General features: G+C 68.4%; 23 protein-coding genes. 11 read left to right on the top strand and 12 right to left on the bottom strand.

Annotation, left to right across the window (positions count from 1 at the left end; all coding sequences use genetic code 11):
- Window positions 1-7: 7 nt before the first annotated feature.
- Both pseI and OG817_RS34795 read right to left on the bottom strand, forming a co-directional pair.
- Complete coding sequence (gene pseI / locus OG817_RS34800) at window positions 8-1,057, bottom strand: pseudaminic acid synthase (protein ID WP_406049051.1); 1,050 nt, start codon at window positions 1,055-1,057, stop codon at window positions 8-10.
- Window positions 1,054-1,575 carry a GNAT family N-acetyltransferase gene (locus OG817_RS34795; RefSeq protein ID WP_406049050.1) on the bottom strand — a complete coding sequence of 174 codons (522 nt, stop codon included), beginning with the start codon at window positions 1,573-1,575 and terminating at the stop codon, window positions 1,054-1,056. Before OG817_RS34795 ends, pseI begins: the two co-directional genes overlap by 4 nt.
- An 83-nt stretch (window positions 1,576-1,658) precedes the next feature.
- Here OG817_RS34795 and OG817_RS34790 point away from each other — a divergent pair, with 83 nt between their 5' ends.
- Window positions 1,659-3,227 (top strand): glycoside hydrolase family 10 protein, encoded by a 1,569-nt coding sequence (locus OG817_RS34790; protein ID WP_406049049.1) that lies wholly within the window; start codon window positions 1,659-1,661, stop codon window positions 3,225-3,227.
- 3 nt (window positions 3,228-3,230) lie between these two features.
- Here the strand turns inward: OG817_RS34790 and OG817_RS34785 are convergent, their stop codons facing one another.
- The gene (locus OG817_RS34785) at window positions 3,231-5,663 is read right to left on the bottom strand and encodes a hypothetical protein (protein ID WP_406049047.1); all 2,433 of its coding nucleotides are present in this window, start codon (window positions 5,661-5,663) and stop codon (window positions 3,231-3,233) included.
- A gap of 110 nt (window positions 5,664-5,773) precedes the next feature.
- Between OG817_RS34785 and OG817_RS34780 the strand changes: the two genes are divergently transcribed.
- The 4 genes from OG817_RS34780 to OG817_RS34765 are packed head-to-tail and all read left to right on the top strand — an operon-like array spanning window position 5,774 to window position 8,205.
- On the top strand, window positions 5,774-5,965 hold the full coding sequence (locus OG817_RS34780; RefSeq protein WP_396391021.1) for a hypothetical protein: 192 nt from the start codon (window positions 5,774-5,776) through the stop codon (window positions 5,963-5,965).
- A gap of 11 nt (window positions 5,966-5,976) precedes the next feature.
- Entirely contained in the window at window positions 5,977-6,228 is a 252-nt protein-coding gene (locus tag OG817_RS34775; RefSeq protein WP_396391022.1) for an acyl carrier protein, read from the top strand.
- Window positions 6,225-7,466: an AMP-binding protein gene (locus OG817_RS34770; protein ID WP_406049045.1), complete on the top strand. Its 1,242-nt coding sequence runs from the start codon at window positions 6,225-6,227 to the stop codon at window positions 7,464-7,466. Before OG817_RS34775 ends, OG817_RS34770 begins: the two co-directional genes overlap by 4 nt.
- Window positions 7,456-8,205, top strand: coding sequence for an SDR family NAD(P)-dependent oxidoreductase (locus OG817_RS34765; RefSeq protein WP_396391025.1), 750 nt, complete (start codon window positions 7,456-7,458; stop codon window positions 8,203-8,205). Before OG817_RS34770 ends, OG817_RS34765 begins: the two co-directional genes overlap by 11 nt.
- Before the next feature lie 48 nt (window positions 8,206-8,253).
- Here the strand turns inward: OG817_RS34765 and OG817_RS34760 are convergent, their stop codons facing one another.
- Window positions 8,254-9,648 (bottom strand): FAD-binding oxidoreductase, encoded by a 1,395-nt coding sequence (locus tag OG817_RS34760; RefSeq protein ID WP_406049043.1) that lies wholly within the window; start codon window positions 9,646-9,648, stop codon window positions 8,254-8,256.
- Between the two features lie 178 nt (window positions 9,649-9,826).
- Between OG817_RS34760 and OG817_RS34755 the strand changes: the two genes are divergently transcribed.
- On the top strand, window positions 9,827-11,041 hold the full coding sequence (locus OG817_RS34755) for a DUF2786 domain-containing protein (protein ID WP_406049041.1): 1,215 nt from the start codon (window positions 9,827-9,829) through the stop codon (window positions 11,039-11,041).
- 149 nt (window positions 11,042-11,190) lie between these two features.
- Here the strand turns inward: OG817_RS34755 and OG817_RS34750 are convergent, their stop codons facing one another.
- On the bottom strand, window positions 11,191-11,787 hold the full coding sequence (locus OG817_RS34750) for a TetR/AcrR family transcriptional regulator (RefSeq protein WP_406049040.1): 597 nt from the start codon (window positions 11,785-11,787) through the stop codon (window positions 11,191-11,193).
- Window positions 11,788-11,923: 136 nt separating this feature from the next.
- On the opposite strand from OG817_RS34750, the gene OG817_RS34745 reads away from it, so the two are divergent.
- On the top strand, window positions 11,924-13,411 hold the full coding sequence (locus OG817_RS34745; protein WP_396391030.1) for an MFS transporter: 1,488 nt from the start codon (window positions 11,924-11,926) through the stop codon (window positions 13,409-13,411).
- Here OG817_RS34745 and OG817_RS34740 read toward each other — a convergent pair whose 3' ends face one another.
- From OG817_RS34740 to OG817_RS34725, 4 genes are all read right to left on the bottom strand, one after another.
- A complete protein-coding gene (locus OG817_RS34740; RefSeq protein WP_406049038.1) occupies window positions 13,412-14,389 on the bottom strand; it encodes a GNAT family N-acetyltransferase in 978 nt (325 codons plus the stop codon). It lies immediately after the preceding gene.
- Window positions 14,390-14,429: 40 nt separating this feature from the next.
- Window positions 14,430-15,458, bottom strand: coding sequence for an alpha/beta hydrolase-fold protein (locus tag OG817_RS34735; RefSeq protein ID WP_406049036.1), 1,029 nt, complete (start codon window positions 15,456-15,458; stop codon window positions 14,430-14,432).
- Between the two features lie 18 nt (window positions 15,459-15,476).
- Window positions 15,477-17,171 (bottom strand): arginine--tRNA ligase, encoded by a 1,695-nt coding sequence (argS, locus tag OG817_RS34730; RefSeq protein WP_406049035.1) that lies wholly within the window; start codon window positions 17,169-17,171, stop codon window positions 15,477-15,479.
- 125 nt (window positions 17,172-17,296) lie between these two features.
- A complete protein-coding gene (locus OG817_RS34725; RefSeq protein WP_406049033.1) occupies window positions 17,297-19,513 on the bottom strand; it encodes a CDP-glycerol glycerophosphotransferase family protein in 2,217 nt (738 codons plus the stop codon).
- A 190-nt stretch (window positions 19,514-19,703) separates the two neighbouring features.
- Here OG817_RS34725 and OG817_RS34720 point away from each other — a divergent pair, with 190 nt between their 5' ends.
- Window positions 19,704-20,483 carry a cell filamentation protein Fic gene (locus OG817_RS34720; RefSeq protein ID WP_406049032.1) on the top strand — a complete coding sequence of 260 codons (780 nt, stop codon included), beginning with the start codon at window positions 19,704-19,706 and terminating at the stop codon, window positions 20,481-20,483.
- 259 nt (window positions 20,484-20,742) lie between these two features.
- Here the strand turns inward: OG817_RS34720 and OG817_RS34715 are convergent, their stop codons facing one another.
- On the bottom strand, window positions 20,743-21,591 hold the full coding sequence (locus OG817_RS34715) for an HAD family hydrolase (RefSeq protein WP_406049031.1): 849 nt from the start codon (window positions 21,589-21,591) through the stop codon (window positions 20,743-20,745).
- 422 nt (window positions 21,592-22,013) lie between these two features.
- Here OG817_RS34715 and OG817_RS34710 point away from each other — a divergent pair, with 422 nt between their 5' ends.
- The 3 genes from OG817_RS34710 to OG817_RS34700 are packed head-to-tail and all read left to right on the top strand — an operon-like array spanning window position 22,014 to window position 24,625.
- Entirely contained in the window at window positions 22,014-22,664 is a 651-nt protein-coding gene (locus tag OG817_RS34710; RefSeq protein WP_406049029.1) for a carbohydrate binding domain-containing protein, read from the top strand.
- Window positions 22,661-23,698 (top strand): chitinase, encoded by a 1,038-nt coding sequence (locus OG817_RS34705; RefSeq protein ID WP_406049028.1) that lies wholly within the window; start codon window positions 22,661-22,663, stop codon window positions 23,696-23,698. Before OG817_RS34710 ends, OG817_RS34705 begins: the two co-directional genes overlap by 4 nt.
- Before the next feature lie 9 nt (window positions 23,699-23,707).
- Window positions 23,708-24,625 carry a helix-turn-helix domain-containing protein gene (locus tag OG817_RS34700; RefSeq protein WP_406049026.1) on the top strand — a complete coding sequence of 306 codons (918 nt, stop codon included), beginning with the start codon at window positions 23,708-23,710 and terminating at the stop codon, window positions 24,623-24,625.
- A gap of 18 nt (window positions 24,626-24,643) precedes the next feature.
- Here OG817_RS34700 and OG817_RS34695 read toward each other — a convergent pair whose 3' ends face one another.
- Both OG817_RS34695 and OG817_RS34690 read right to left on the bottom strand, forming a co-directional pair.
- A complete protein-coding gene (locus tag OG817_RS34695) occupies window positions 24,644-25,093 on the bottom strand; it encodes an aminoacyl-tRNA deacylase (RefSeq protein ID WP_406049024.1) in 450 nt (149 codons plus the stop codon).
- 4 nt (window positions 25,094-25,097) lie between these two features.
- Window positions 25,098-26,324, bottom strand: coding sequence for an MFS transporter (locus OG817_RS34690; RefSeq protein WP_406049022.1), 1,227 nt, complete (start codon window positions 26,322-26,324; stop codon window positions 25,098-25,100).
- Between the last annotated feature and the right edge of the window lie 64 nt (window positions 26,325-26,388).

Here is a 26,388-nt window from a genome sequence, read left to right as displayed (position 1 = left end):
CCTCAGGTCAGAGCAGGTCCCAGGTCAGGGGAGTGCCGGCCTTGGCGTCGGTGCGGAAGGGGCGGCCCTCGACCTGGGTGAAGGCGTCAGGGGCGAGGCCGCCGGCGGGGCGGACGGAGCGGACGTTCTCCGGGCCGACCACATCGCCGGCCTTGACGTCCTGGGTGACGTGGAGGGAGCGGCGGAAGCGGAGAACGTTCTGCTCTGCCTGCTTCGGGCCGATGACCGGCTCGCCGAGCGCGAGCTGGGCGACGCGGGTGCCCTCGACGAGCGACTCGAGCTCGCCCGGCTCCAGGGAGAACGCGGAGTCGACGCCGCCGTCGATGCGCTTGAGGGTGACGTGCTTCTCGATCACGGTGGCACCGAGGGCGACCGCGGCGATGGATGCGCCGATCCCCATGGTGTGGTCCGAGAGGCCGACCTGTACGCCGAGGGCGTCGCGGAGCACCGGGATCGCGCGGAGGTTGGACTGCTCGGGCGGTGCTGGGTAGCTCGCCGTACACGACAGGACGATGATCTGCTCGTTGCCGGTGGAGCGGGCAGCGCGGACAGCCGCGTCGATGTCGGTCAGCGTCGCGGACCCGGTGGAGATGATGATCGGCTTGCCGGTCTCCGCCATGCCGCGGACCAGCGGGAGGTCACCGATCTCGTTCGAGGCGACCTTGTACGCCGGGACCTTCAGCCCCTCCAGGAAGTCGATCGCGGTCCGGTCGAACGCCGAGGAGAACGCGACCAGCCCGAGCGACGCGGCGAGGTCGAACAGCGGCCCGTGCCACTCCCACGGCGTGTGCGCCTCGTGGTACAGGTCGTACAGCCGCGCGTCGCTCCACAACTCGTGCTCGGCCGGCAGCCGGAAGGCCGGCAGGTCGACATCGAGCGTCATCGTGTCCGCGGTGTAGGTCTGCAGCTTCAGTGCCTGCGCGCCCGACTCCGCGATCGCCCGGACGATGTCCTTCGCCCGCTCGAGATCGCCGTTGTGGTTCCCGGACATCTCTGCGATGACGAACGGCTGGTGGTCCGGCCCGACCGGCACGCCGCCGATCTCGATCGTGGTCACTGTTTGTTCCCCTGACTGCGGTCGTTTCTTCGGTCCTGCTTGCGCAGGCTGATCGGAATCACTGTGACCTCTCGGCCGTCGGCGTACCGCTGCTCCGGCGTCCCCTCGGTGAAGCGGAACCGCCGGTTCATCTGCCGCACCACCGTATTGTGCTCCAGCACCTCGCCGGTAAGCACATCGAGGCCGAGGTCGTCGAACGCGTACGACGCCGCATCGCGCATCACCTCGATCCAGGCAGGCAGGGTCTCACCCCGCTCGGCCAGGCCGTCGGCGTCGAGGAAGAACCCCCAGGCGGCAGTGGATCCTTCGATGTCGAAGAAGTTGACCACACCGGCCGTCGTACCGGCGCGCTCGTAGATCAGCACCCGGCGCGTCGCGTCCCCCGACGTCTTCGCCCACCACGCAGCGTGCTCGTCCGCACTGATCTCGTGGGACGTGATGCTGACGTCGCGATTGGCCTGCTGATTACGCAACCGCCGGATCGTGTCGACATCGTGTTCCGTGGCTCTGCGCAGCATGTACCCAACCTAGCGTCTTCTCTCCAGCCGCTCGATGTGTAAACATCTTTCGAGTTCATCGCTACAGATGGTCGGAGAGTGACATGAGAGTCTGGCGAGTCATGGGCGTCCTCGGAGTGACGGCAGGTCTGTTGGTGAGCGGCTTGTCCGGTACGGCGTCCGCCGCGCCGGCACCTGCGGACGACGCGCGCTGCGCGCCGAACGCGAAGACACCGCTCCGGCAGTTCCGTGCATCCTGGGTGGCCTCGGTGGTGAACATCGACTGGCCGTCCAGGACCGGGCTGTCCGCGGCGCAGCAGCAGGCCGAGCTGATCGGCTGGCTGGACGACGCGGTCCGTCAGCGCCACAACGCCGTCATCCTCCAGGTGCGTCCGACCGCGGACGCGTTCTGGCCGTCCAAGGTCGAGCCCTGGTCCCAATACCTGACCGGCCGGCAGGGCGGCAACCCCGGCTACGACCCGCTCGCGTTCGCCGTCGCCGAGGCGCACAAGCGCAACCTCGAGCTGCATGCCTGGTTCAACCCGTACCGGCTCTCGATGGGCACGGACATCAACACCCTCGTCCCCGAGCACCCCGCGCGGCAGCACCCGGACTGGGTCGTCACGTACGGCGGGAAGCTGTACTACAACCCCGGCATCCCGGCGGCCCGCAAGCTGGTCGAGGACGCGATCATGGACGCGGTGTCGAACTACGACATCGACGGCGTGCACTTCGACGACTACTTCTACCCGTACCCGGTGGCCGGGCAGGTCTTCGACGACGCGGCAACGTACGCCGAGTACGGGGCCGGCTTCCCGACGCTGGCCGACTGGCGGCGGAACAACATCGACCTGCTCATCCAGGAGCTCGGCGACCGGATCAAGGCCGCCAAGCCGTGGGTGAAGTTCGGCATCTCGCCCTTCGCGGTCTGGCGCAACAAGGCAACGGACCCGGAGGGCTCCGACACCACCGCCGGCGTGCAGACGTACGACGACCTGGCCGCGGACACCCGGAAATGGGTCCGCGAGGAGTGGATCGACTACATCGTCCCGCAGGTCTACTGGGCCGGTGGGTTCGCCGCGGCCGACTACAACAAGATCGTCCCGTGGTGGGCCGACCAGGTGCGTGGCACCGACGTCCACCTGTACATCGGTGAGGCGACGTACAAGGTCGGTACGTCGACCCAGTCGCCGGACTGGATGGACCCGGCCGAGCTGAGCGACCACCTGGCGTTCGACAGCACGATCCCCGAGGTGAAGGGCAACATCTACTTCTCCGCGAAGGACGTCCGCGCTGATCGCCTCGGTGCGACCACACTGGTCAACAACACCTGGTACACCCGGCCGGCGCTCATCCCGGCCATGCCCTCACTGGACTCGACTGCACCCCTGCCAGTCCACGCTGTCCGGGCCACTCGTACCGACGACGGTGTGCAGCTCACGTGGCGCCGTACCTCATCTGACACCACGTCGTACGCCGTCTACCGTCGTGAGCTCACCGGTGGCGACCACTGCCCCGACACCGACGCGCGCAACCTGATCGCCACGATCCGGTCGACGGAGTCCTACCTGGACACCACAGCTGCACCGGGCAAGGCGTACATCTACACGGTGACCGCACTGGACCGGCTCTCCAACCAGAGCGTGGCGATCCCAGCTGTGATCCTGCGCTGACGCTCAGGGGCTCGGGAATCCCGGCGTAGTGGTGATCTGCGTCGGGACCGGGCCGGTGGGGAACGTCGGCGTGAAGCTCTCGGTCGGGAGGCTGCCGGTCGGGAGGCTGCCGGTCGGCAAGCCAGGGGACGTTGGGAAGCCGGGTGTGCCGGTCGGGAAGCCCGGCGTCTGCGACGGGGTGCCCGTGGGTGATGGGCTCTGGGACGGGAACGGGTTCGCCGGCGGCGGTGGGTAGAGCTGGTAGACGCGGACCGAGCCGTACTGGAAGCGGAGCTCGGTCAGGCGGTCCAGGTCCTTCGGCGGTGCGCTGACGCGTTCGTCCAGCAGCAGCCACTGCACGCCGTACTTGGTCCGCAGCGTCTCCAGCTTGTCGCGCGTGGGGTCGGTGAACACCTCGTCGTTGAGCCGGAGCGTCTCCTCGTCCCAGTACTTGCTCTGTACGCCGTCCGGGTACGTGTCGTCCACTCTGGTCTGGTAGGCCCAGCCCTGTACGAGCACCCGGCGTTCGGCGTACCCGGAGATCCAGTAGGAGCCGGTGAGGCAGTGCGAGGCGCGGGCGCGGTGGCAGTGCAGGTTGGTGGCGATCAGGTCGTCGGACCCCGAGTTCCGCCGGATGAACCGTGCCGCGTCGATCCCGCCCGGTGCGATCGACTCGTACTCCGTCAGCGGTGGGGTGGCGAACTTCCGCAACGACACCACTGTCGGCGACACCGTCGTCCCCAGCAGTACTGCGACGGCGATGAGAGCCCAGGTACGCCGTGAGCCGCGCAGGACGAGCCCGAAGACGCCGATGCCGATCGCTGCGATCACCAGTGCGACCACCGGGCCCTGCCCGAAGCAGTTGGCCGACGTACACGTGTCGTCCGACCGGTAGCGACCCCAGTAGATCGCGGCGACCCCGATCAGGAGTGCGACGGCCGCGATGGCGAACTGGCGGCGCTCCAGCGAAGCGAGACCCCAGGTGGCCAGCAGAACGCCGTAGATGAAGCCGGTGCGCACGAAGAAGAGCTGAGTCAGGCCGTCGTCGGACAGCACCGCGGCAGCCACGAGCGCGGCAAGGAAGCCGGCGACGAGGAACACCGGCATCGGATCGCGATGCACGCGTCGCCTGATCAACAGCGCGCCAACAGCCGGCATGACCCAGCCGAGCACGACCACGGCGCCGATCACCGCGACTGCGGACCCGCCACCCATGCGGTCGGCCAACTGGTCGAACGTCGTACCCGGCTTGAAGAGCACGCTGGACGGTGCGCCGCCCAGTACGACGAAGAAGGTCAGCACGTACGCCGCCGCAACGCTCAGGCCGAGCACCAGCGCGCGGAGGTTGAGACGCCCTGCGCGGACAGTCAGATAGATCCACGCTGCAGCCAGTCCGGCGGCGTAGATCGGCAGTGTGGTCGCCTTCGTGAGTGCAAGGGCCGCGATGAGCACACCGGCCGTGACGAACAGCCGGAACAACTGCCCTCGCGTCTGGCCCGGCTTGCGGCGCAGAAGCAGGGTGGTGACCGCGATGAGCGGCAGCAACAGCACTGTGGAGAACGCCTGCGGCGGATTGGTCAGTTGACCGAGCGAGAACGGACTCTCGGTGAGGACACGGTCAGACACGGCCCACGGCCAAGCAGTGAGGTCCCCGGCGACCACGGTCAGCCCAGCTGCGATCGGCGCTGCGACAGCGCGGCCGGTGAACAGCATGCCGACGGCTGCCGCACCCAGCACGGTCAACAGGATCCAGGCGAACGGCGCGATCCGGTGCGTCAGAACGTCGAGAGGGATGTTCGTGAGCCAATGCGACGACGCGAGGTGGTCGTACGCGGCCCAGTGGCTGGTCACCCACCTGCCATCGGCGTACGGGACCTTCGGTGGGAAGTGGTGCGTCAGTTCAGCGGCCAGTGCGAGGTTGTGCGGCGCGTCCGAGTTCGGCCGCAGGGCACTCGGGCCGTTCAACGGGATGAGCTGCGATCCGACGCGGACGAACCATGCGGCCACCACACCGACAACCACCATCACGCCGGCCGTTGCCCACCACGGCGTCGGCCGCTCGGGCAGCTCGCGGCGCGGCAGCGCCCGATACATCCCGAAGGCGAGCGCCGGCATCACCAGCGCCGCGAACGGCATACGGAACACCATCCCGATCGGGTAGAGCAGCGCCTCGACGGCCAGTCCGAAGGCCGTCCCCAGGACGACGTCGGTCGTGAACCAGCCGGTCCCGCCGGTGAGCCGCCGCCAGAACATCGTGCCCGGTACGACGATGACGACCAGGAGATACCCGAGATACGCGCCCGGCATCCAGGGCGGATGCTCCTGCAACGCCACGAACCACGCCAGCGGCAGCACCGGCAGACTCACCATCGCCGCGACCTGCGCACCACGTACCCGAGCCGCACGTCGACTCCGGCCGGCGGACATGCGCTTCGCCCGCCGGCCTGGTGTGATCACCGGTGAAGTCTATGAGTCGCCGGAGTCGCACTCGCAGGAGGCGAGCCGTTTACCGCCTCGAAGATCCCCGTTACACTCGGTAACCGCGCCCAGGTCGAACGGGAGGTCCGATGCTCGCCCTCCACATCGCCGGTCTGCCGGTCGAGGAGATCCTGCTCGCCGCCGTCGCGGCCGCATCACCGCTGATCGCCTTGATCGGCTGGGAAATCTCGAGCCGGGTCAGACGACTGAAATCCCTGGTCCGGCGTCGCGCCGTCACCCCGCCCCCGGAGCCCCCGCGAGCCGGCGAGCGCACAAGCTAGGCTTTGGCCTCATGAGTTCGATAGCGCGTGGCAGGGTCAGGGAGTTGATGGGCGAGGTGATGACGGCGCAGGGAAAGAACTTGCCGGCCGACGACACCGCCGATCTGCGAGAGATCGGGTTCCGGTCGCTGGACTTCTCCGAGTTGGCCCTCCGGGTCGAGGACGAGCTGGAGGACGAGCTGAACTTCGATGCCCCCGGGCTGCGCCGGATCACCACTGTCGGCGATGTGCTGGACTTCATCGAGCAACTTCAGTCGGCGTGACCGCGCCGCGCCGAACCACCGCTCTCATCGGTGACGACAACACAGTGGTCGTCGCCGGGAAGAGCCTGACTTGGCGGACCCTGCACAAGCTCCCGCAGTTGCCCTCACCGGCGGCCGTCCTGGTCGACAACGGTGCGGACGCGCTGGCGGCAGTGCGCCACCACGCGGTCCACGGCACGGAGCTCCTGGTCGCCACCTCGTCGCGCGTCGACAACCGGATGCGCGAGGAGCTGGGCGAGTCCGGGTTCGCGATCGTTCTGCCCACTGGGGAAGTGACCCCGGCGAAGCTGAAGCGCGTCGAGGAGTCCGGCCGCGCCTGGCTGCTCACCTCCGGCTCGACCGGCCGTCCGAAGCGCATCGGTCATACCCTGGAGACCCTGACCACAGTCACCGGCGACCAGCCGCCGCGCACCTGGCTCCTGCCGTACTCGCCCGGCACGTACGCGTGGTGGCAGATCGTCACGCTCTCGCTGACCCACGCCGATCAGGGCGTGGTCGCCATCGAGCCGGACGAGCTGGAGGACTGGCCGTCGATCGCCGCCACCCACGGTGTCACCGCGGCCTCCGGTACGCCGACGTTCTGGCGCCAAGCGATCTACCGTGACGCCGACGCGTTGGCCGCCGTACCGCTGGAGCAGATCACGCTCGGGGGTGAGCCGGTCGACCAGGCGATTCTCGACCAGCTGCGAGAGATCTTCCCGAAGGCCCGGATCTCCTGGATCTACGCGTCCTCCGAGGTCGGTGCGTCGATCGTGGTGCACGACGGCAAGGCCGGCTTCCCGCGCGAGTGGCTGGACCGCAAGCCCGACCCGGACCGCCCGATCCTCTCGACCGACGGCGACGAACTCGTCATCCGGTCGCCGCATCATGGCGCGGGTCTGGTCGGTGCGGTGCACACCGGCGACCGGATCGAGTACTCCGGCGACCGGGTGCTGATCACCGGCCGGTTGGACAGCGATGAGATCAACGTCGGTGGGTCGAAGGTGTCGGCCGGCGTCGTACGCAACGTGCTGATGGGCCACCCCGGTGTCTCGTGGGCCCGCGTGTTCGCGCGCAAGGCACCTCTGGTCGGCCGGATGGTGGCCGCCGAGGTGGTGCGGAACCCGACGCTGGGTCCGCTCACCCACAATGACCTTGTCCAGTGGTGCTCGAGCCGCCTGCCGGACTACGGCGTACCGCGGCGGATCACCTTCCTCGACGAGATCCCGCAGAAGGAGACACTCAAGAGTGAAGTCTGAATCGAGCGGGGTCCCGCCCGCGTCCGTCGTACTGGTCTCGGGCGGATCCCGCGGCCTCGGGCTGGCGATCGTCACCGATCTGCTCGCCGCCGGGCTGAAGGTCGCCGCCTTCGCCCGGACCGTGACCCCAGAGCTGACCGCACTCGGCGAGAAGTACCCGGACCACCTGCACTACGGCTCCGTCGACATCAACGACGCCGCGGCCGGACAGGCGTTCGTGCGGGCGGTGGAGACGGCGCTCGGACCGATCGACGGTCTGGTCAACAACGCCGCCATCGGCCAGGACTCGCTGCACGTCCACACCTCGGCCGACCAGGTCGCCGAGATCATCAGGACGAACCTGACCTCGCCGCTGATCCTCACCCGCTTCGTGCTGCGCCGCATGCTCGCGAAGGGCTTGAAGGGCCGGATCGTCAACGTCACGTCGATCTGTGCGCAGCGCGGCTACCCGGGCCTGGTCGCGTACTCCGCCACCAAGGGCGGCATGGACGCCGCCACCCGCTCGCTCGCCCGCGAACTCGGCGGACGTGTCCTGGCGAACGCGGTTGCGCCCGGCTTCTTCGCCTCGGAGATGTCCGCGGTCCTGGGCCAGACCCAGCTCGACCAGATCGTCCGCCGCACCCCCACCGGGCACCTGACCGAGCCCGACGAGGTCGTCCCGGTGGTCCGCATGCTCCTGCTCGACCAGACCAACATCAACGGCCAGGTCCTGGTTGTCGACGGCGCCGCCTCGATCTAGGACGAGTCCCGGGTACGCCGAGCGTCGTCGGCGTACCCGGACCGTCGGTCAGGCCGGCTTGATGTTCTGGTTGCGGTGGAACACGTTGTCCGGGTCGTACTTCGCCTTGATCTGCGCGAGCCGGTCGTACTTGTTGTCGCCGTACGACGCGCGCAGCCGGTCCTCGTCCGGGTCGGTCATCCCGTTCACGTAGCCGCCGATGGTGCTCGCATGGGGCAGCATCGCGTCCCACAGGCCGCGGACCCAGGCCCGCTCCGCGTCGAACATCGACGGCTCCGGGCAGATCGCGATCGAGAAGACCGCGTACCGCTCGGTCCGTCCGCCGCCGAAAGCGGTGGCGTCGTCATCGGCCTCGAGGTAGGCACCGTCGAGGTGGTAGAAGAGCACGACCGACATCGGCGAGGTCTTCCGGGGCACCTGTTCGGTGATCGCGTCGATCGCGCCGTCGGTCAGTGCGTCGAGGTAGATGCCCTTCTCGTAGTTGTAGCGGCCCCAGTCGTTCGCCTCGTCCAGCATCTGCTGCAACGCGACGTACGGCATCGGTGACGCGAACTCGAACAGCGGCGGCAGCGCGGTGCGGATGCGCTCGAGTGCCTCGGCGTGCTGCTGCGGGGAGCCGAAGCCGACCACGACCAGCGCATAGCCGGGCTTGAAGTGGTGCTCCGGCGGGACGAACGGCGCGGGTGGCGCGTTCAGGCAGGCGATCACCACGTTGAGGTCGCGCGGCAGGCTCGGGATGACGTCGCGCGCCATCCGCAGCGCCTCGGCGCCCTGGTCCAGGCCGAAGAAGATCATGCCCAGTTGCACCATCGGCCCGGCCTCGTGCAGCCGGAACTCGAACTCGGTGACCACGCCGAAGTTGCCGCCGCCGCCGCGGAGCGCCCAGAACAGGTCCGGGTTCTCGTCCTCGGCCGCCCGCAGGATGCTGCCGTCCGCGGTGACGATCCGCACGGACTCCAGGTTGTCGATGCTGAGGCCGTGCTTGCGAGTCAGCCAGCCCATGCCGCCACCGAGCGTCAGCCCACCGACACCGGTGTGGCTGATCATGCCGGCCGGGACCGCCAGGCCGTGCGCCTGTGTGGCCGCGTCGAGGTCACTCAGCAGCGCTCCGCCGCCGACGCGGACGCGGCGCGCCTCCGGATCGACCGTGATCTGGTTCATCCGGCTCAGGTCGATCATCAGTCCGTCGTCGACCGACGACGCTCCGGACATGCTGTGTGAACCGCCCCGGACGGCGATCTCCAGGTCGTTGGCGACGGCGAACCGGACCGCGGCCTGGACGTCCTCGGCGGTCCGTACCTGGGCGATCACGGCGGGACGCCGGTCGTGCTGCGCGTTCCAGAGCCGCCGCGCGTCGTCGTACCCGTCCTCGTCCGGCGCCAGCACGGCCCCCACCAGTGCAGCGCGTAGTTCGTCGAGTCCAGCTTCCGCAAGCTGAGTCATTGCGTTTCCTCCCCGATGTGGTGCTGCCAGGCTAGGTGCCTGATCCCCCTGCGACAGCGTCCTTTTTGGGCAGATCTTCGCTCGCTGTCTTCAGCCAGGCTTCAGAAACGCCGGGTTTTCCACAAGGGATCGCGGTCCCGTTTGGGCGGGAACTTCGCCGGGTGTCAGACTCGACCGCGTGAGTGACGACGAGATCCTGCGATTGTTGCCGATCGCTGCCGCCGTCGTTGCCCTGCGCGACGATCGCGCCGACGCCGAGCTGGCCCGCCTCGGTGCGTACGACGAACGCGACCAGGCGCAGGTCGATCGTTGCCTGAAGGGGTTTCTGACCGGTCTGCTCCGGACGACGTGGGAGCGCGGCTGGTCACCGGCCGATGTCGTCCAGCATGGCCGACGGCAGCTGGATGCGGGTGTCGAGCCGCTGCTCCTGGCCACCATCTCCGCCGAACACCAGGCCTACAAGCCCGCCACGATCGATCCGGGCTGGCTCGACCAGCTGACGGATCTCGGTGTCTCGCCACCGTTCACAGGCCTCGACCTGACCGCCTGGGCCGCCGAGGCCCGCGTCGGCCGCTACCTCACCCTCCACCACGCCCTGTCCCTCGCAGGCTTCCTCCAGACTCTCCCGATCCTCGCCCGCCTCTACCCCCTGCCCGGTACGCCGGTACGTCGCGGCGAACATCACGCCGTACCGGTGAACGGGAAGGTGCTGGCGCGGATCCGGGGTCTGCTCGCGAAGGCGGAGGCGACGGAGTTCCCGGACGAGGCGGAGGCGTTGTCCGGCAAGGCGCAGGAGCTGATGGCGAAGTTCTCGCTCGACAGTGCCCTGGTGGAGGCGGATCCGGCGGTGGAGATTCCGGACGACTCGGCCGGCCGGCGACTGTGGGTCGACACGCCGTACGTGTCTGCCAAGGCGCAGCTGGTCGGCGCCGTCGCGTCGGCGAACCGCTGTCGCACCGTGGTGATCGACGAGCTGGCCGTGGTCACCATTGTCGGTGCCGACCTGGATCTGCAGCTGACCGAGATCCTCAGCACTTCCCTGCTGGTGCAGGCGAATCGGGCGATGCTTGCCGCAGGCAAACACTTCGGCCGACGCGGCGAATCGCGAACGCGGTCGTTCCGGCAGTCGTTCCTGATGGCCTACGCACAGCGGATCGGAGAGCGGTTGCAGACGGCCGCGGCAGCCACTCAGGCCGCCGTACCGGAAGCCGACGCTGGGCGGCTGTTGCCTGTGCTGACGAGGCGAGAGGAACAGGTGGACGCGCTGTTCAGCAAGCTGTTCCCGAACACGACCACTCGCCGGACCCGGATCACCAACGGCGCCGGCTGGGAGGCGGGCCTGACTGCGGCCGACCAGGCCCAGCTCGAGGCCCGCCGGCAGGTACGGCGGTGAGGGCATACGAAACCACGATCCCCGGTGTGCTGCGGATCGAGCTGGACGTGCAGCCGAACGACGACGGCTGGCTCAAGGAGAACTTCCATTCCCGCGCGAGCAGCTGAGCTGGGCCGAGCGCGACGCGGGCAATCCGACGCTGGCCGAGGTCAGGACGCTGACTGAGGCCGGGAGTCAGCCGGCCTGAGGCCGCACAGCACGATGTCGAGCAGCCGCTGAGCCTGCTCGGGCTCCATGTCGCGGCTCATGTTGATCCCGCCGACCAGACGCATGATGTCCGTCAGGTCGAGCTCGGGCCGCACCTCGCCGGACGCCTTCGCCTTGTCCAGCAGCAGCTGACCGGCCTCCCTGACGTTGACCTTGCAGGTCTGGAAGAACTCCGAATCCTTGCCCAAGGCAACTGTGAGCTCGCCGGCCAGGGACTTCTTGGAGACGGCGTAGCCGACGAAGCTGCGGAGCCAGGCGGCCAACGCCTCGAACGGCTCGAGTTCCTCGGCGAAGCCGTACGCCCGGTCGCAGACCGACTGGATCTCGTCCACGTAGACCGCCTCGAGCAGCGCGGTCCGGTTCGGGAACCGGCGGTAGAGCGTGCCGATGCCGACGCCGGCCCGGCGGGCGATCTCCTCCAGCGAGGTGTCGGCGCCGTTCTCGGTGAACGCCTCGCGGGCGGCAGTGACGAGCAGGTCGTAGTTCCGGGCCGCGTCCGCGCGGGTCGGCCGCATGGACGGCAGCTGTGGCGTGCCCATCGGACCTCCTCACGGTCGGCAGCGATCGAAGTTCCCGAAGAATATCGCTTGCAAAGCGGAGGGTGCCTCCGTATCGTATCCGGAGGAGCGCTCCGCTTTCTGTCTCAACTGTAGCCCCTCCGGGGTAAGGAGCAATATGTCGGCAACAGCCGCGGCGCCGTCCGGCGCCACCCCAGGCACGCCCGCGCGGCGGCCGGGGGTCGTTCTCGCGGTCATCCTGATCACCCAGTTGATGGTGATCCTCGACGGCACCGTGGTGAACATCGCGATGCCCAAGATCCAGCACGCGCTCGACTTCAGCCCGTCCAGCTTGTCCTGGGTGCAGAACGCCTACGCGCTCGCGTTCGGCGGTCTGCTCCTGCTCGGTGCCCGGGCCGGGGACCTGCTCGGTCGCCGCCGGGTGTTCGTCACCGGCGTCAGTGTCTTCACGCTCGCCTCGCTGCTCGGCGGTCTCGCGCCGAATGCGGAACTACTGCTCGCCGCCCGCGTCCTGCAGGGCATCGGCGGTGCCATCGCCGCACCAGCCGCGCTGACTCTGCTCATGCTCACCTATCGCGAAGGTCCCGAGCGGCTGAAGGCGCTCGGGTACTACAGCCTGGTGTCGTCCGGCGGCGGCAGCGTCGGTCTGGTCCTCGGCGGAATGCTGACCGACTGGGCGTCCTGGCGCTGGGGTCTGTTCATCAATGTGCCGATCGGCATCGGCCTGGTCATCGCGGCGCGGCGGGTGCTGACCGAGACCGCGCCGGAGACCGGCCGGTTCGATGTGGCCGGCGCGCTCACCTCGACGCTCGGCATCACCTCGCTCGTGTTCGGCTTCATCCGGGTCGCCGACGTCGGCTGGACGTCGGCCGAGGTCCTGGGTGCGTTCGCGGTCGGCGTGGTGCTCCTGGTCACGTTCGTCCTGGTCGAGCGCCGGGTCAGCCACCCGATCGTTCCGCTGCGTCTGTTCCGGTCGGCCAACCGGTCGGCGTCGTACGTGACCATGCTTCTGGTGGTCGGCACGATGTTCGGGATGTTCTTCTTCCTGACGCAGTACCTGCAGGGTGTGCTCGCGCTCAGCCCGCTGGCAGCCGGTCTCGCCTTCCTGCCGCTGACCGGTCTGCTGTTCACGGCGTCCCGAGTGGTGCCGCGATTGGTCGCCCGGATCGACGGCGCCAAGCTGATGCTGACGGGGTCCACGCTGGTCGCGCTGGGCACGGTGTGGCTGACGCAGCTGGACGCGAACAGCACCTACCTCGCCGACGTGGTCGGTCCGATGCTGTTGTTCGGCATGGGCGCCGGGATGATCTTCATCCCGCTGGTCAGCCGGGCCATCTCGGGCGTCGCGCCGGAGGACTCGGGTGCCGCCTCCGGCATGCTGAACGTGGTCCAGCAGGTCGGCGGTGCGCTCGGCCTCGGCATCCTGGTCACCATCTTCGGTACGGCGAGCCGCAACTCCACCTCGACCATCCCGCGCGAGGTGCTCACCGACGGTGTGCACGCGGCCTTCATCGGATCCCTGGTGTACGCCGTCCTGAGCCTGACGATGATCGTGGTCAGTGTCCGCCCCTGGAACTGGTTCCGGCGCCGGCCGGAGCCGATCGAGGCGACTCCAGACCCGGTCGTCGTGGACTCACACGTCTGATCAGAGCGGCAAACGGTAAGTGATCCACTTGCTGTGAATCGCGAAACCGAGGCCTTCGTACAGGCCGAGCGCTCCGGTGGGGTTGTCGGCGTCGACGCCGAGACCTGCCCGCTGGAAGCCGGCCTGTACGGCCTCGGTCAGCACCTTCGCCAGCGCGGCCCGGGCCAGCCCGCGACCACGGTAGGCCCGCAGGGTCCCGACCTGGCCGATGTACAGCTCCTTGATCCCGGTGGCCTCGGTGTCGGCGACCCACTCGTAGCCGAGCACGTACGCCGCGATCGTGTCACCGTCCAGGACGACGTACGACTGTCCTCGGCGGAAGGCGCGGGAGCCGGTGACCCAGTTCTTCCAGCTCTCCGGGTCCCGCGGGGTCGAACCCCAGTGGTCACGGAAGGCCTCGTTGTGGGTCACCCGCACGTCCTCGTCCATCGCCGGGTCGAACTGCGCGAGCCGCAGTCCATCGGCGAGCGTGGCCTCGGGCACTGCGGCATCCAGCGGGCGTTTCATGTCGAAGAAGTAGCGGCACTCCTCGAAGCCGAAGGTCCGCAGCAGCCGGTCGGCGCCGACGTTCGTGCTGATCGTCGCGGTGTTGATCTCACCGGTCGTCTCTGGGTGCTTCTCGATGTGGACCTCGCCCGCGCGCTGGATCAGCCACCGCTGCAGCGCCGTACCGAGTCCCTGCCGCCGCCACTGCGGATGGACGGTGCCTTCGGTCCGGATCCGGGCGACGTCCACCACCGAGCTCGGGGCGTACACCTTGCCGTACCCGATCATCCGCCCGTCGGCCCACAGGCCGACGGTGTCGCGGGAGGTGTCCAGCTGCGCGTCCTCCAGCTCCTCGATCAGGTCGTCGGCGTCGTAGTTCTCGCCCTCCTGATCGACCTTCTCCCGCGCGGCGAGCAGCTCGGCCCACGCCTCCGCGTCGCCCTTGTCGATCGGGCGCGCGTCGATCCCCTCCGGCCACGTCAAAGTCCCCATGGCCCGAAGGTACGGGGTGGCTCCGGCCGGAGCACGCGAATTACCGCAGTTGTTCGCAGAGCCACCGCACCGCGAGCGGGTAGCGGTACTCGATGCCGCCGTGGGTCCCTTCGAACAGCTCGAAGTGGACACGCTCCTCGGGTACGCCGGCCTGCTGCACCTCCCGGTGGAACGCGGTGGCACCGAAGTCGAGGTAGAACTCGTCCTGCTGACCCGCATCGATCCAGACCGCTCGCAGTGAGCGCAGCGCGTCGGCGTACTGCGGTTGGCGAGCCATCTCGACCGGGTCGTGGGACAGCCAGCGCTCCCAGACCTCCGGGATGATCCTGCCCAGGTCGTCGTACGGCAGCAGGACAGTGCCGTCGGGTTCAGCCGAGTACGCCGAGGAGTAGCCGTACATCTCGAGCATGTGCAGATCCTCGTTCGAGGTCCGGCCGGCGCGGCTCGCGAACGACTCGAAGAACTTCTCGTAGCTGCCGTCGTACTTGTCGCGCAGCGTCCGGGCCCGCGCGGGGAACTCCGGCGTGTAGCAGACGCCGAAGGCCGCGTCCCCGGCGTGCGTCGCCAGGGCCCCGAACACGTCCGGCCGCAGCATCGGCGTCACCATCGCGGTGCAGCCGCCGCTCGACTTGCCGGTGATGGCGCGGTGGTCGCGGTCGGCGATGGTCCGGTACTTCGCGTCGACCCAGGGCACGATCTCCTCGCACAGGTACGAGTGATACTGCCCGGTGCCGGGGGAGTCGAGGCACTGGCTGCCGCCGTACCGCGTCCAGCTGTCCACGAACACGACGATCGCCGGCGGTACGTCGCCCGGCGCGAACAGCGCGTCGAGCAACTCCGGGAACGGCTGCCGGAACGGCGTCCGGTTGAACCACATCCCGATGTGCCCGGTGTATCCCATCGTCACGTAGATCGCCGGGTAGCGCCGGTCCGAGTCGTCGTACCCCGGCGGCAGGTAGACGAGCACCGGCCGCTCGTGCGGATCACCCAGTGGGTTCCCGCGCAGCAAGGCGCTGTCGTACGTCGTCTGCTCGAACCGGCCGGCGAGATCCGCGGACCACGGCAACATGGGCAACCTCCGGGAGAGTCACATCGCATCTGGGGCCGTGATACCGAGCAGGCCGAGTCCATCCTGCAACACTTTCCGGGTCGCCGCGCAGAGCGCGATCCGGCTGGCTCTGGTCTCGCCCTCGCTGGTCAGCACGGGGCACAGTTCGTAGAAGACGGACAGTGCGGCGGCGACCTCGTAGAGGTAGGTGCAGAGCCGGTGTGGTTGGAGTGTCTCCGCGACCTGGGCGACCGTGCCGGCGAAACCGGTCAGCAGCAGTGCGAGTCTCACCTCGGCCGGGTCCTTGAGGTCGGTCACCTCGCCGTCGGATCCGCCGGCCTTGGCGAGCAGCCGGGTCAGCCGGGCGTGCGCGTACTGGAGGTACGGCCCGGTGTTGCCGGTCATCGCGACCATCCGGTCGAGGTCGAATACGTAGTCGTTGCCCCGGTCGCTGGACAGGTCGGCGTACTTGACCGCGCCGATGCCGACCGCGCGTGCGGTCGTCTGCCGGTCGACTCCGTCGCGACCCTCCAGCAGCGAATCGGCCCGCGCCACCGCCTCGTTGAGCAAGGCGGTCAACTTCACCGTGCCGCCTGCCCTTGTTTTGAAGGGTTTTCCGTTCGGTCCGAGGACCGTTCCGAAGCTGACGTGCTCGGCGGTTGTTGTCGGCGGCAACCAGCCGGCCGTCCTGGCGAGGGTGAAGATCTGGTCGAAGTGCAAGGACTGCCGGTGGTCGACGACATACACGATCCGGCTGGCGTGCAGCCTGCTCACCCGGTGCCGGACGGCGGCGAGATCGGTCGCGCTGTAGCCGAAGCCGCCGTCGGACTTCCGCACGATCACCGGCAGCGGCTGACCGTCCCGGCCGAGGAACCCGGGCAGGAACGCGCACAGCGCACCCTCGGACTCGGTCAGCAGACCGGCCCTGGACAACTCGTCCACGATCGGCTGCAGATCGTCGTTGTAGGCGCTCTCGCCGACCACGTCGTCCCGGGTCAGGGCGGATCCGAGCAGCGCGTACACCTGCTCGAAGTCATCCAGCGAAACGTCGACCATCCGCCGCCAGATCGCCCGCGTCTCCGGATCGCCCGACTGCAGCGCCACAACCCTCAGTCTGGACCGGTCCGCGAAGGGGCCGTCGGCATCGAAGTGCTTCCGGCTCCGCTCGTACAGCAGCTGCAAGCCCTGCAGATCAAGGGATTCCGGGTCCAGCTCCTCGTCCTTGAGCTGCTCGATCATCATCCCGTACTGCGTGCCCCAGTCGCCGACGTGGTTCTGCCGGATCACCTCGTACCCGACGTACCGCAGTACGTTGCAGAGCGCGTCACCGATCACCGTCGACCGCAGGTGGCCGACGTGCATCTGCTTCGCGACGTTGGGCTGTGAGTAGTCGACGACGACCCGCTCGCCGCGCGCCCCGAACGTCAGCGGCTCGTTGACCGCCGCGGCCAACGTCTCGGCCCGCAAGGTCAGGTTGACGAAGCCGGGTCCGGCGATCTGCGGCGGCTCACACAGGTCGCCGACCTGTAGCTCGGCGACCAGGCGTGTGGCGATCTCCCGCGGCGGCCGGCCGAGGGCGTTCGCCAGCCGGAGCGCGAGGTTGGTCTGGTAGTGGCCGAACTCGGGTCTGGTCGCCGACCGCAGTTCGGGATCGAGTTCGCCGTACGACGGACCGAAGGCGGCCGCGGCGGCAGTGGACAGTCTGGTGGCCAGGACAGGCAGAACAGCGGACATGAAGGGTCCTTCAAAGGGAGACGCACTGGAACAGGGCTGAGGTGTTCAGACAGCGCGTCGTCGTCGCAGGCTGAAGCGGGGGCGCAGGGCGCTCACAGACTTCAGGCTGATCGACATGTCAGCCATTATGCATGAACGTGCGGCGAGGCTGCCGGAGAGCGGTCGTTCAGCGGCACGATCGCCGGTACGTCGGTCTCGCCGAGGAAGACCCGGCGTACGACTCGCTCCGCCGCCCGGCCGTCGTCGTACTCGCAGAACTTCTCCCGGAACAGCTGCCGGTGCTTGGAGGCCTCGGCCGCCGCGAATGCGCCGGTCTGCAGGATCGTCAGCAGCTCCTCCGGTGACCGTGCGACCAGCCCGGGCGGGAACTCGGTGATGTCGAAGTAGGTGCCGCGCCGGCGGTTGTAGAAACGCTGATCCTCGGCCAGCAGGACGACCGGGCGGTCCAGATTCGCGTAGTCGAAGGTGATGGAGGAGTAGTCCGAGACGAGGACGTCGGCGGCCAGCATCAGGTCCTCGACCCGCGGGTGCCGGGACGCATCGACCACCTTGCCGGAGTGGACCTCCGGCGTCGTCGACAACGAGTAGTGCGTCCGCACCAGCACCCGGCCGTGCTCGCCGACTGCTCCGGCGAGCCGGTCCAGGTCGAGGTGGACGCCGGTGCCACCCAGGTCGACCACACCGGTCGGTGTCCGGATCGAGTCGATGCCGTCGCGGAATGTCGGCGCGTAGAGCACGACGAGGTGCGAGTCGTCGAAGCCGAACGACGCCCGGATCGCGCGGACCTCGTCGACGCTCGTGGTGAGCAGACGGTCGTTCCGCGGGTAGCCGTACTCGAGCTCCTCGAAGTACGCCGGGTAGGTCCGCTCCCAGATCTCCGACGAGTACCGGTTCGAGGACAGGTTGAAGTCCCAGCGGTCGACCTGGCGCATCAGCTCGTCGAGGTCGAGGTCCTTCGCCGCCTGCGGGAAGTGCCGCAGGTCGGTGCCCATCGTCTTCAGCGGCGTACCGTGCTGGGTCTGCAGGTGGATCTGCCCGTCCCGCTTCTCCAGCTCCTTCGGCCAGTTCATGTTGCTGATGAAGTACGTCGCCCGGTCCAGCAGCTTGCCGTACGCCGGTGAGCCCGCGACGACGTACTCGACACCCTCCGGGACGGCGCCCACGTGGTCGGAGTCGACGACCCAGACACCGCGCAGATGCGGCGCCAACTCGGCCGCCTTCTCGTAGATCGCCCGCGGGTTGCAGGCGTACTGCTTGAACCAGTAGGCGGTGTAGGCGGCCAGGTTCGGGTCCAGCTTGGCCCGGTGCAGCAGCTTGCCGACGGTCTTGCGCGGGCTCGACACCTGCAGCACCTTCGCGCTCAGCTTGAGCGTGGAGTACGTCGCGTAGTCGTCGTGGATCAGCAGCCAGCGTTTGAAGCCTCGTCCGGTGCGGTCGGAGGTGTACCCCTCGGGCTTCCACCGCTTCGCGAACGCATGCGCGGCGTGGAAGAAGTCGGCCCGGTCGTCCGGATCGATCCGCTCCGGCTTGGCCAGTACGGCGAGGACGTGGTCCAGCGACCGGTCGAAGGCGAACCGCCGCCAGCCGGCCAGCTCCGGGTCGGACTGGATGAACGCGTGCACCCGGTCGTACTGGCGGAAGATGTCCCACTGCCTGCGGCCGCCGGTGGCGTGGATGTTGCCGCCGGTCCGGTGCTGCCGGTAGTGCACGACGACCCGGTCCAGGGTGGCGATCCGCTCGGCGGTCAGCATCGTCGAGTAGGTCCACGGCGCGTCCTCGTAGAAGCCGTCCGTGAACGCGAACCCGTGCCGGCTGAGGAAGTCGCGCCGGCAGGCCTTGTTCCAGACCACCTCGAGGAAGGTGAGGAAGATCGGCCGCTCGGCCGCGGTGAACACCCCGGCGCCCTCGCGGGCGAACGCGTCGTGCCGCCGGTTGCCGACCACCCGGCCGTCCCAGAAGATCCGCTCGTAGTCGAACAGCACGATGTCCGGCCGGTTGGTGTCATCGATCCGGCCGGCGATCGCCTCGAGTGAGCCGGGCAGGTACAGGTCGTCAGCGTCCAGGAACAGCACGTACTCGCCGCGGCACTCCTTCAGCCCGGCGTTCCGGGCCAGGCCCAAACCGACGTTCTCGTCCAGGTGCAGCGCCCGCACCCGCGGATCGGCGGCGGCGTACTCCGCCAGGATCCGGCCGGAGCCGTCCCGATCGGCGTCGTCCACCCCGATGATCTCGAAGTCGGTGAACGACTGGCCCAGCACCGAGTCCAGGCACGGTCGCAGCCACGCCCGGGAGGCATGGCAGGGGACCACGATGCTGAACTTGGGGACGGTGCCGAGCGCCATGCCACGTCATCCTAGGGTGTCGCTGGTGGTCCCACGCCGTCGCGAGCAGGTGCTCGGCGCGGTAGCTCGGCGTGCTGGAGTGAAGGCCGCGATGCGGATCCATCATGGTCTTTGCTCCAGTGCGCCGAGATGCCGTGCCGAGTGCCGCGCAGTAGGCGTGGGACCACCAGCGACGCCCTAGGGTGCTGTCATGAGTGCAGATGTTTTCGAGCCACTGGCTGGGCTGGAGGGGGTCGGGTCGGCGGCGCGGGCGGCCCGGGACGCGGTCGACGTGCTGCTGCGGGACCGCGGTCTGCGCAAGGTCGGCTCGGACATGACCGCCGAGGCCCTGCTGCGTGGCGCCCACGCGTCCGCTGCGCTGGCCGGCAGCCCGGCGACGCTCGACGAGGTACGCCGTGGCGCCGCCGACGGACTGGCCACCGGGGCGGTGCGGATGACCGGCGAGTTGATGGCGCTCGCGCCACGGGTGGACGCCGCGCCGGTGCAGGTCTGGACCAGACTGCACCAGTTGGCGGCCGCGGACCTCGGACCGGACGAGCAGCTGGGCCATCTGCGAACCACCCGCGAGCCACTGCCCGACGACATCCCGGGCCTGCCGCCGGCGCCGCCCGCGGACGAGATGTGGGAGCGGCTGAGCGCTCTGGCACAGAACCTGACCCGCCCGACCAAGGCGCCCGGCCTGGTCGTCGCGGGCATCGTGCATGCGGAACTGGCCGTGCTGCGCCCGTTCCCCACCGCGAACGGACTCGTCGCCCGGGCCGCCGAACGCTGCCTGTTGGTTGCCCGGGGCATCGACCCGGTCGGGGTCACGGTGCCGGAGCTTGGTCACTACGAGTTGGCCGGATCGTATGGATCGGGCCTCGATGACTACGCAGCGCAAGGATTGACCGGGGTTCGTGACTGGTTATTGCGGACCTGCGAAGTCCTGACACTCGGTGCCGAACGGTCCCCGCTGGTCCGGTCCCGGTAACGTGCGAACGGCGCTCTCTGATGAGAACGCCGTCGCTGGCACGCCATCCTGGTTACCATGCGTGCACCTGTTTGCCGCCACAGGACTAGGCCTGGGTCGCGCTGCCCGGTTGGGATGGGCTGGTCGCCGCGTGGGTGCCTGGCTGCCGTGCAATCTCTACCGGACCCGAAGGTCCTTTGTGATTCCTTTGTACTCCTGAAAACCCTTCCTGTGAAGGGGAAGCCCGGTCTTCATGCAGTTGAGAACAATGAAGGAACCTTCAGCTTTCCGGACCGCCGCCCGGGCCGTCCGAGGCCGGCCGGGACCGCCGGCGGGAGGCCAGCAGGAACGCCCCGGCCGCCAGTCCGGCGACCAGGCCGGCCGCCATCGCCGGACGTCGTGCCTCACGCAAACGTGACCGTTCGGCCAGACCGACGGGCACCTTGAAGTCGAGGACCGGCCAGTCACGCTCGGCAGCGAGCCGCCGCAACGCCTTGTCCGGGTTGACCGCGTGCGGGTGACCGACCGTGGCCAGCATCGGCTCGTCGGTGATGGAATCCGAATAGGCGAAGGAGTTCTCGAGGTCGTAGCCCTCGGCCACGGCCAGCGCCTGGATCGCGGTCGCCTTGTTCGGGCCGTAGGCGTACTCCGCGATCTCGCCGGTGTACTTGCCATTGGCAACTACCATCCGGGTGGCGATCACCTTGTCCGCGCCGAGCATCGCGCCGATCGGCTCGACCACCTCGACACCCGACGACGACACGATCACCACGTCCCGGCCGGCCGCGTGATGGGCCTCGATCAGCTCCACCGCCTCGTCGTGGATCATCGGCGTGACGATGTGGTGGAGGGTGTCGGCGACGATCGCCTGCACCGTCCGGACGTCCCACCCGGTGCACATCGCGGAGATGTATTCCCGCATCCGCTCCATCTGGTCGTGGTCCGCGCCGCCGAGCAGGTAGACGAACTGAGCGTAGGCGCTGCGCAGGACCGTCCGCCGGTTGATCAGCCCGCCGGCATAGAAGGGCCGCGAGAACGCGAGCGTGCTCGAACGGGCGATTATGGTCTTGTCCAGATCGAAGAAGGCGGCGGACCGGGCGGTCCCGAGGGGCTCCATGAGGTCGAGCATAGGCATCGGAGAGAAACGCCGAGGGGCCCGGGCTTTTGCGTCGGCCGGTCTCCCGTTAGACTATTGATCAGTGTGACAGTGACACTGGCTTGGGAGGCCTGATCGGCACTCCTGGGCGCTCGGTCCACACGTGCTCGGTCGCAACCGAATCGAGATGTGTGAGATCCGATCTTGGGGGGAATATACCCCCTGACAGTGGCAGACTGTCGCCTCCTGATCGGCCCCCGGCTCCTCCCCCCGAGCCCGTGGCCGAAGACGGCCCCCGGTCACCCCCCCGCCGGGGGCCGTCGCCTTTCTACCGGCGGATTTCCGCAACGGTGATGTCAAGAATCTGTACCTTCTTCACTTTCTGGCAGCGTGAGAGCGCGTTCACTTTATGCAGGGTCTTGACAATGTAGTTACGCAGTCACAGTTTGTAAGTCATGAACCCGCCTGCACACCGCCCCCAGGCCGCGATCATTCCCGTCCTGCTCACGCTGCTCCTCGCCCTCGCGGGCCTAGTCCTGGTCCCCTTGACCGGGACGGCCGCCACCAACCTCGTCACCAACGGATCCTTCGAAACCGGCACCACCTCCGGGTGGTCCTGCCCGGCCGGCACGGTCTCCGGATCGGCCCGCACCGGTAGCTACGCGCTCCAGGCCACCCCGAGCGGATCCAACATCGCCCGTTGCTCCCAATCGATACCGGTACAGCCCAATACGGCGTACACCTTGTCCGCTTGGGTGAAGGGATCGAACGTCTATCTGGGCGTCGACGGTGGACCCAGCACCTGGACCATCAGCAGTACGTGGAGCCAGCTGACCGTTCCCTTCACCACCGGCGACTCAGCCACGTCCGTGACGATCTATCTGCATGGTTGGTACGGCCTCCCGGCGTACCAGGCTGACGACGTCGTACTGGACGGCCCCGGTGGCACCGCGGACACCACGCCGTCGACTCCCGGTGGACTCACGGTCGGCAGCCCGACCTCGAGTTCCCTGCAGCTCAACTGGTCCGCCGCGTCGGACGCGAACGGCATCGACCACTACGACGTGGTACGAGGACGTCGGCCGCACAGAACGTCGGCGCCGTGACCAACTGGACCGCGACCGGTCTGAGCCCGAGTACGACGTACAGCTTCAAGGTGCGGGCGTGTGACCCGAGCGGCAACTGCTCACCGTACGGCGCCACCGTCTCCGGCACGACGTCCAGCGGTCCGACGAACCCACCGGCCGGCAGTCTGCCGAAGCACATCCTCACCGGGTACTGGCAGAACTTCAACAACGGTGCGACGGTGCAGCGCATCTCCGACGTACCGGCGGCGTACGACCTGATCGCGGTGGCGTTCGCCGACGCGGACGCCTCCCGGCCGGGTGCCATCACCTTCAACCTGGACTCCGCCGGGCTCGGTGGCTACACCGTCGCTCAGTTCAAGGCGGACATCGCCGCGAAGAAGGCTGCCGGGAAGAAGGTCATCCTGTCCGTCGGTGGCCAGAACGGCACCATCTCGGTCGGCGACTCTACTGCCGCGAACAACTTCGCCGGCAGTGCGCTCGCCGTCCTGCAGGAGTACGGGTTCGACGGGATCGACATCGACCTGGAGAACGGCGTCAACGCGCAGTACATGGGCCAAGCGCTGCGCAGCCTGCAGAGCCAGTTCGGCAGCGGTCTGGTGATCGCGATGGCACCGCAGACGATCGACATGCAGAGTACGTCGTTCGAGTACTTCAAGCTGGCGCTGGCGACCAAGGACATCCTGACCGTGGTCAACGTGCAGTACTACAACTCCGGCTCGATGAACGGCTGCGACGGTCAGGTGTACTCGCAGGGCACGGTCGACTTCATCACCGCGCAGGCCTGCATCATGCTGCAGGGCGGACTCCGGCCCGATCAGGTCGGCCTCGGCCTGCCGGCGTCGTCCCGTGCGGCCGGCAGTGGGTACGTCTCGCCGACGATCGTCAACAACGCACTGGACTGCCTGACCAAGGGCACTAGCTGCGGCAACTTCAAGCCCAGCACCACGTGGCCGGCGCTGCGTGGAGCGATGACCTGGTCGACCAACTGGGACGCGCTGAACGGCAACGCGTTCGCCAACCAGGTCGGATCCCACGTCCATTCACTGCCCTGACGCGCGGTCATGCACAGCTACCGACCCGCTCCGGTGCTGGAGGCGCTCGGGGTCTGCTCGGAGGACGAGCAGCTCTACCGGGCGCTTCTGGCCCGGCCGGAGTGCACCACCATCGATCTGTCCCACGACACCGGCTGGGCGGCCACCCGCGTCGGCCGGCATCTGCGGTCCCTGCTGTCACTCGGCCTGGCCTCCCGCACGCCGGGGCGTCCTGCGCGCTACGTCCCGGCCGTGCCGGAGGCCGCGGTCGAGTTGCTGGCGCTCCGGAAGCAGGCCGCGATCGTCGAGGCCCGCGTGGGTGCCTCGGTGCTGACCGCGGAGTTCCGGGCGCGGCATGACGCGTTCACGGTGGTCCGCGGAGCGGAGGCGATCGCTCAGCGGTTCTACCAGGCGCAGCAGTGCGCGCAGGACGAAGTACTGGTGCTGGATCGGCCGCCGTACGCGGTGGTTCCGATCGAGCCACGGCGGGCGCATGGTGTGTCGTACCGGACGATCTACGACATGGCGTCGCTGTCGGAGCCGACTGATCTGGTGGCTGCCCGCTCTGCGGGTTGCCGGATCTTGCGCGACGTACCGCTGAAGCTGGTCGTGGTGGACCGCCGTACTGGGCTGCTACCGACGAGTCCGGATGTGGTGGTCGAGCTCGGGCCTTCGAGTCTGCTGGACGGGCTGCTGCGGTTGTTCGAGCTGCTGTGGAAGCAGGCGAGTCCCTTGGCTCCCTCTGCCGCGGAGGGTCCGCTCAGCTTCGAGGATCAGCAGTTGCTGTCGCTCGCAGCGGCCGGACTGACAGACCAGGCCATTGCCCGGCGGCTCGGTGTGGCGCAGCGGACAGTGGAGCGCCGCATGCAGCGGATCCTCAAGTCGCTGGACGCCACTACCCGTTTCCAGGCCGGCCTCCGGGCGGGCCAGCGTGGGCTACTTGCCTAGTCGGTCACATCGGCTTGTCTAGTCGGTCACATCGGCGACGGTGGCGTTGAGGACCTTGGCCAGGTCCTCGGCGTTCACCGTCATACCCACGCCGTGGTCGCCGCCGCCGATGGAGATGGTGCCGGTGATCCGCTCGTCGGCGATCACCGGCCAGGCATGGGTGCTGCCGAGCGGGGTGATGGTGCCGCGGACGTAGCCGGTCACGTCGAACGCGGTGTCCTTGTCCGGCATCGAGATGCGGTTGACGCCGAGCAGCGCCCGGAGCTTGGGCCAGGCGATCTCCCGGTCGCCGGGGACCAGCACGAACCGGTAGTCGTCGTCTGCCAGCCGCACCACGATCGTCTTGATCAGCCGGGCCGGCTCGATGCCGCGTGCGGCCGCGGCCTCCTCCAGCGAGTTGACTCGTCCGTGCCGGGTCACCTCGTAGCTGAGGCCCAGCTGATCGGCTGCATCGGTCGCTTTGGTCACCTGGCTAGTTTGGCACCTTGCTCGGAAGGCCCTTGAGGACGATCGACAGCACCAGTGCCACCAGGAACAGTGCCCCGGCCTCCAGCGCGACTCCACTCCAGCCCGCGCTGCTCCACGCCGTACCTGCGAGACCGCCGAAGACGGACGAGCCCAGGTAGAAGGAGAAGAGGTACAGGCTGGCTGCCTGTCCGGTGCCGCCGCCACCGGCGTGTGCCCGGACTGCGACCCATCCACCGGCGACACCGTGGACCGCGAAGAAGCCTGCGGTCATCACTGCGAGCCCCAGGATGATGAGTGGGAGCGGCGCGGCCAGAGTGATCGCGACTCCGGCCAGCGTGATCAAGCAGCCGACCGGTACGACGACGCGACGCCCGTACCGGTCTGCAAGCGATCCTGCCGTCGCCGAGCCGACCGAACCGAGCAGATAGACGCAGAAGACCAGCCCAGCCATCCCCGAGCTCAGGAGGTACGGCGCTTCGGACAGCCGGAAGACGGCACCGTTGTACACGGCGACGAACGCGCCCACCGCGGTAGCCGCAATCCCGTAGAGGGCCAGCAGCGCCGGATCACGCAGTACTCGACCGGTCTGTTTCAGGAGCTGTCGTGGACTTGCCGGGCTTGGGTGGAAGTTCTGTGACGACGGCAGCAGGAGCCAGACCAGCGCAGCACACAGGACGCCGACCAGGGCGATGCCGGCGGTCGCGACCCGCCAGCCGCCGAGGTCGTCGAGGCCTCCTGCGATCAGGCGACCCGTCATGCCGCCTACCGCCGTACCCGCGATGTAGAGGCCGCTGGCGCGGGCGTGACTTGAGGAGTGCACTTCTTCTCTGAGGTAGGCCATCGCGACGGCGGGCAGCCCGGCCATGGCGACACCTTGGAGACCGCGCAGGGCGAGCAGGGTGTGCCAGGTCGGTGCGACTGCGGTGAGTACGGCGAAGCCGGAGGTGGCTGCGACCGACCAGCGCATCAGAGTGGTACGCCCGACCACCTCGGAGGCCGGGCCTGCGATGAGCAGAGCGATCCCGAGTCCGAGAGTGGCGAGAGACACGGTGAAGGCGCTCTGGCTGGGGGAGACGTGGAACGCGTCGACCAGTTCGGGCAGCAGCGGCTGGGTGCTGTAGAGCAGTGCGAACGTCGCCAGGCCGGCTGCGAAGAGTGCGATCGAGAGTTTGCGGTACTCGTGGTCTCCGGGACGGTAGCCGGGTTCGGTCAGCTGCGGGGCGACGTGCATGTCTTCGACGGTCGCACAGCTTGTGTCATACGTAAAATGTCGATCCCAACAGCTACCGATACGC

This window comes from Kribbella sp. NBC_00889 (assembly GCF_045207705.1).
In the GTDB taxonomy this organism is placed as follows: Bacteria; Actinomycetota; Actinomycetes; order Propionibacteriales; family Kribbellaceae; genus Kribbella.
This window is presented reverse-complemented; position numbering and strand designations above follow the sequence as displayed.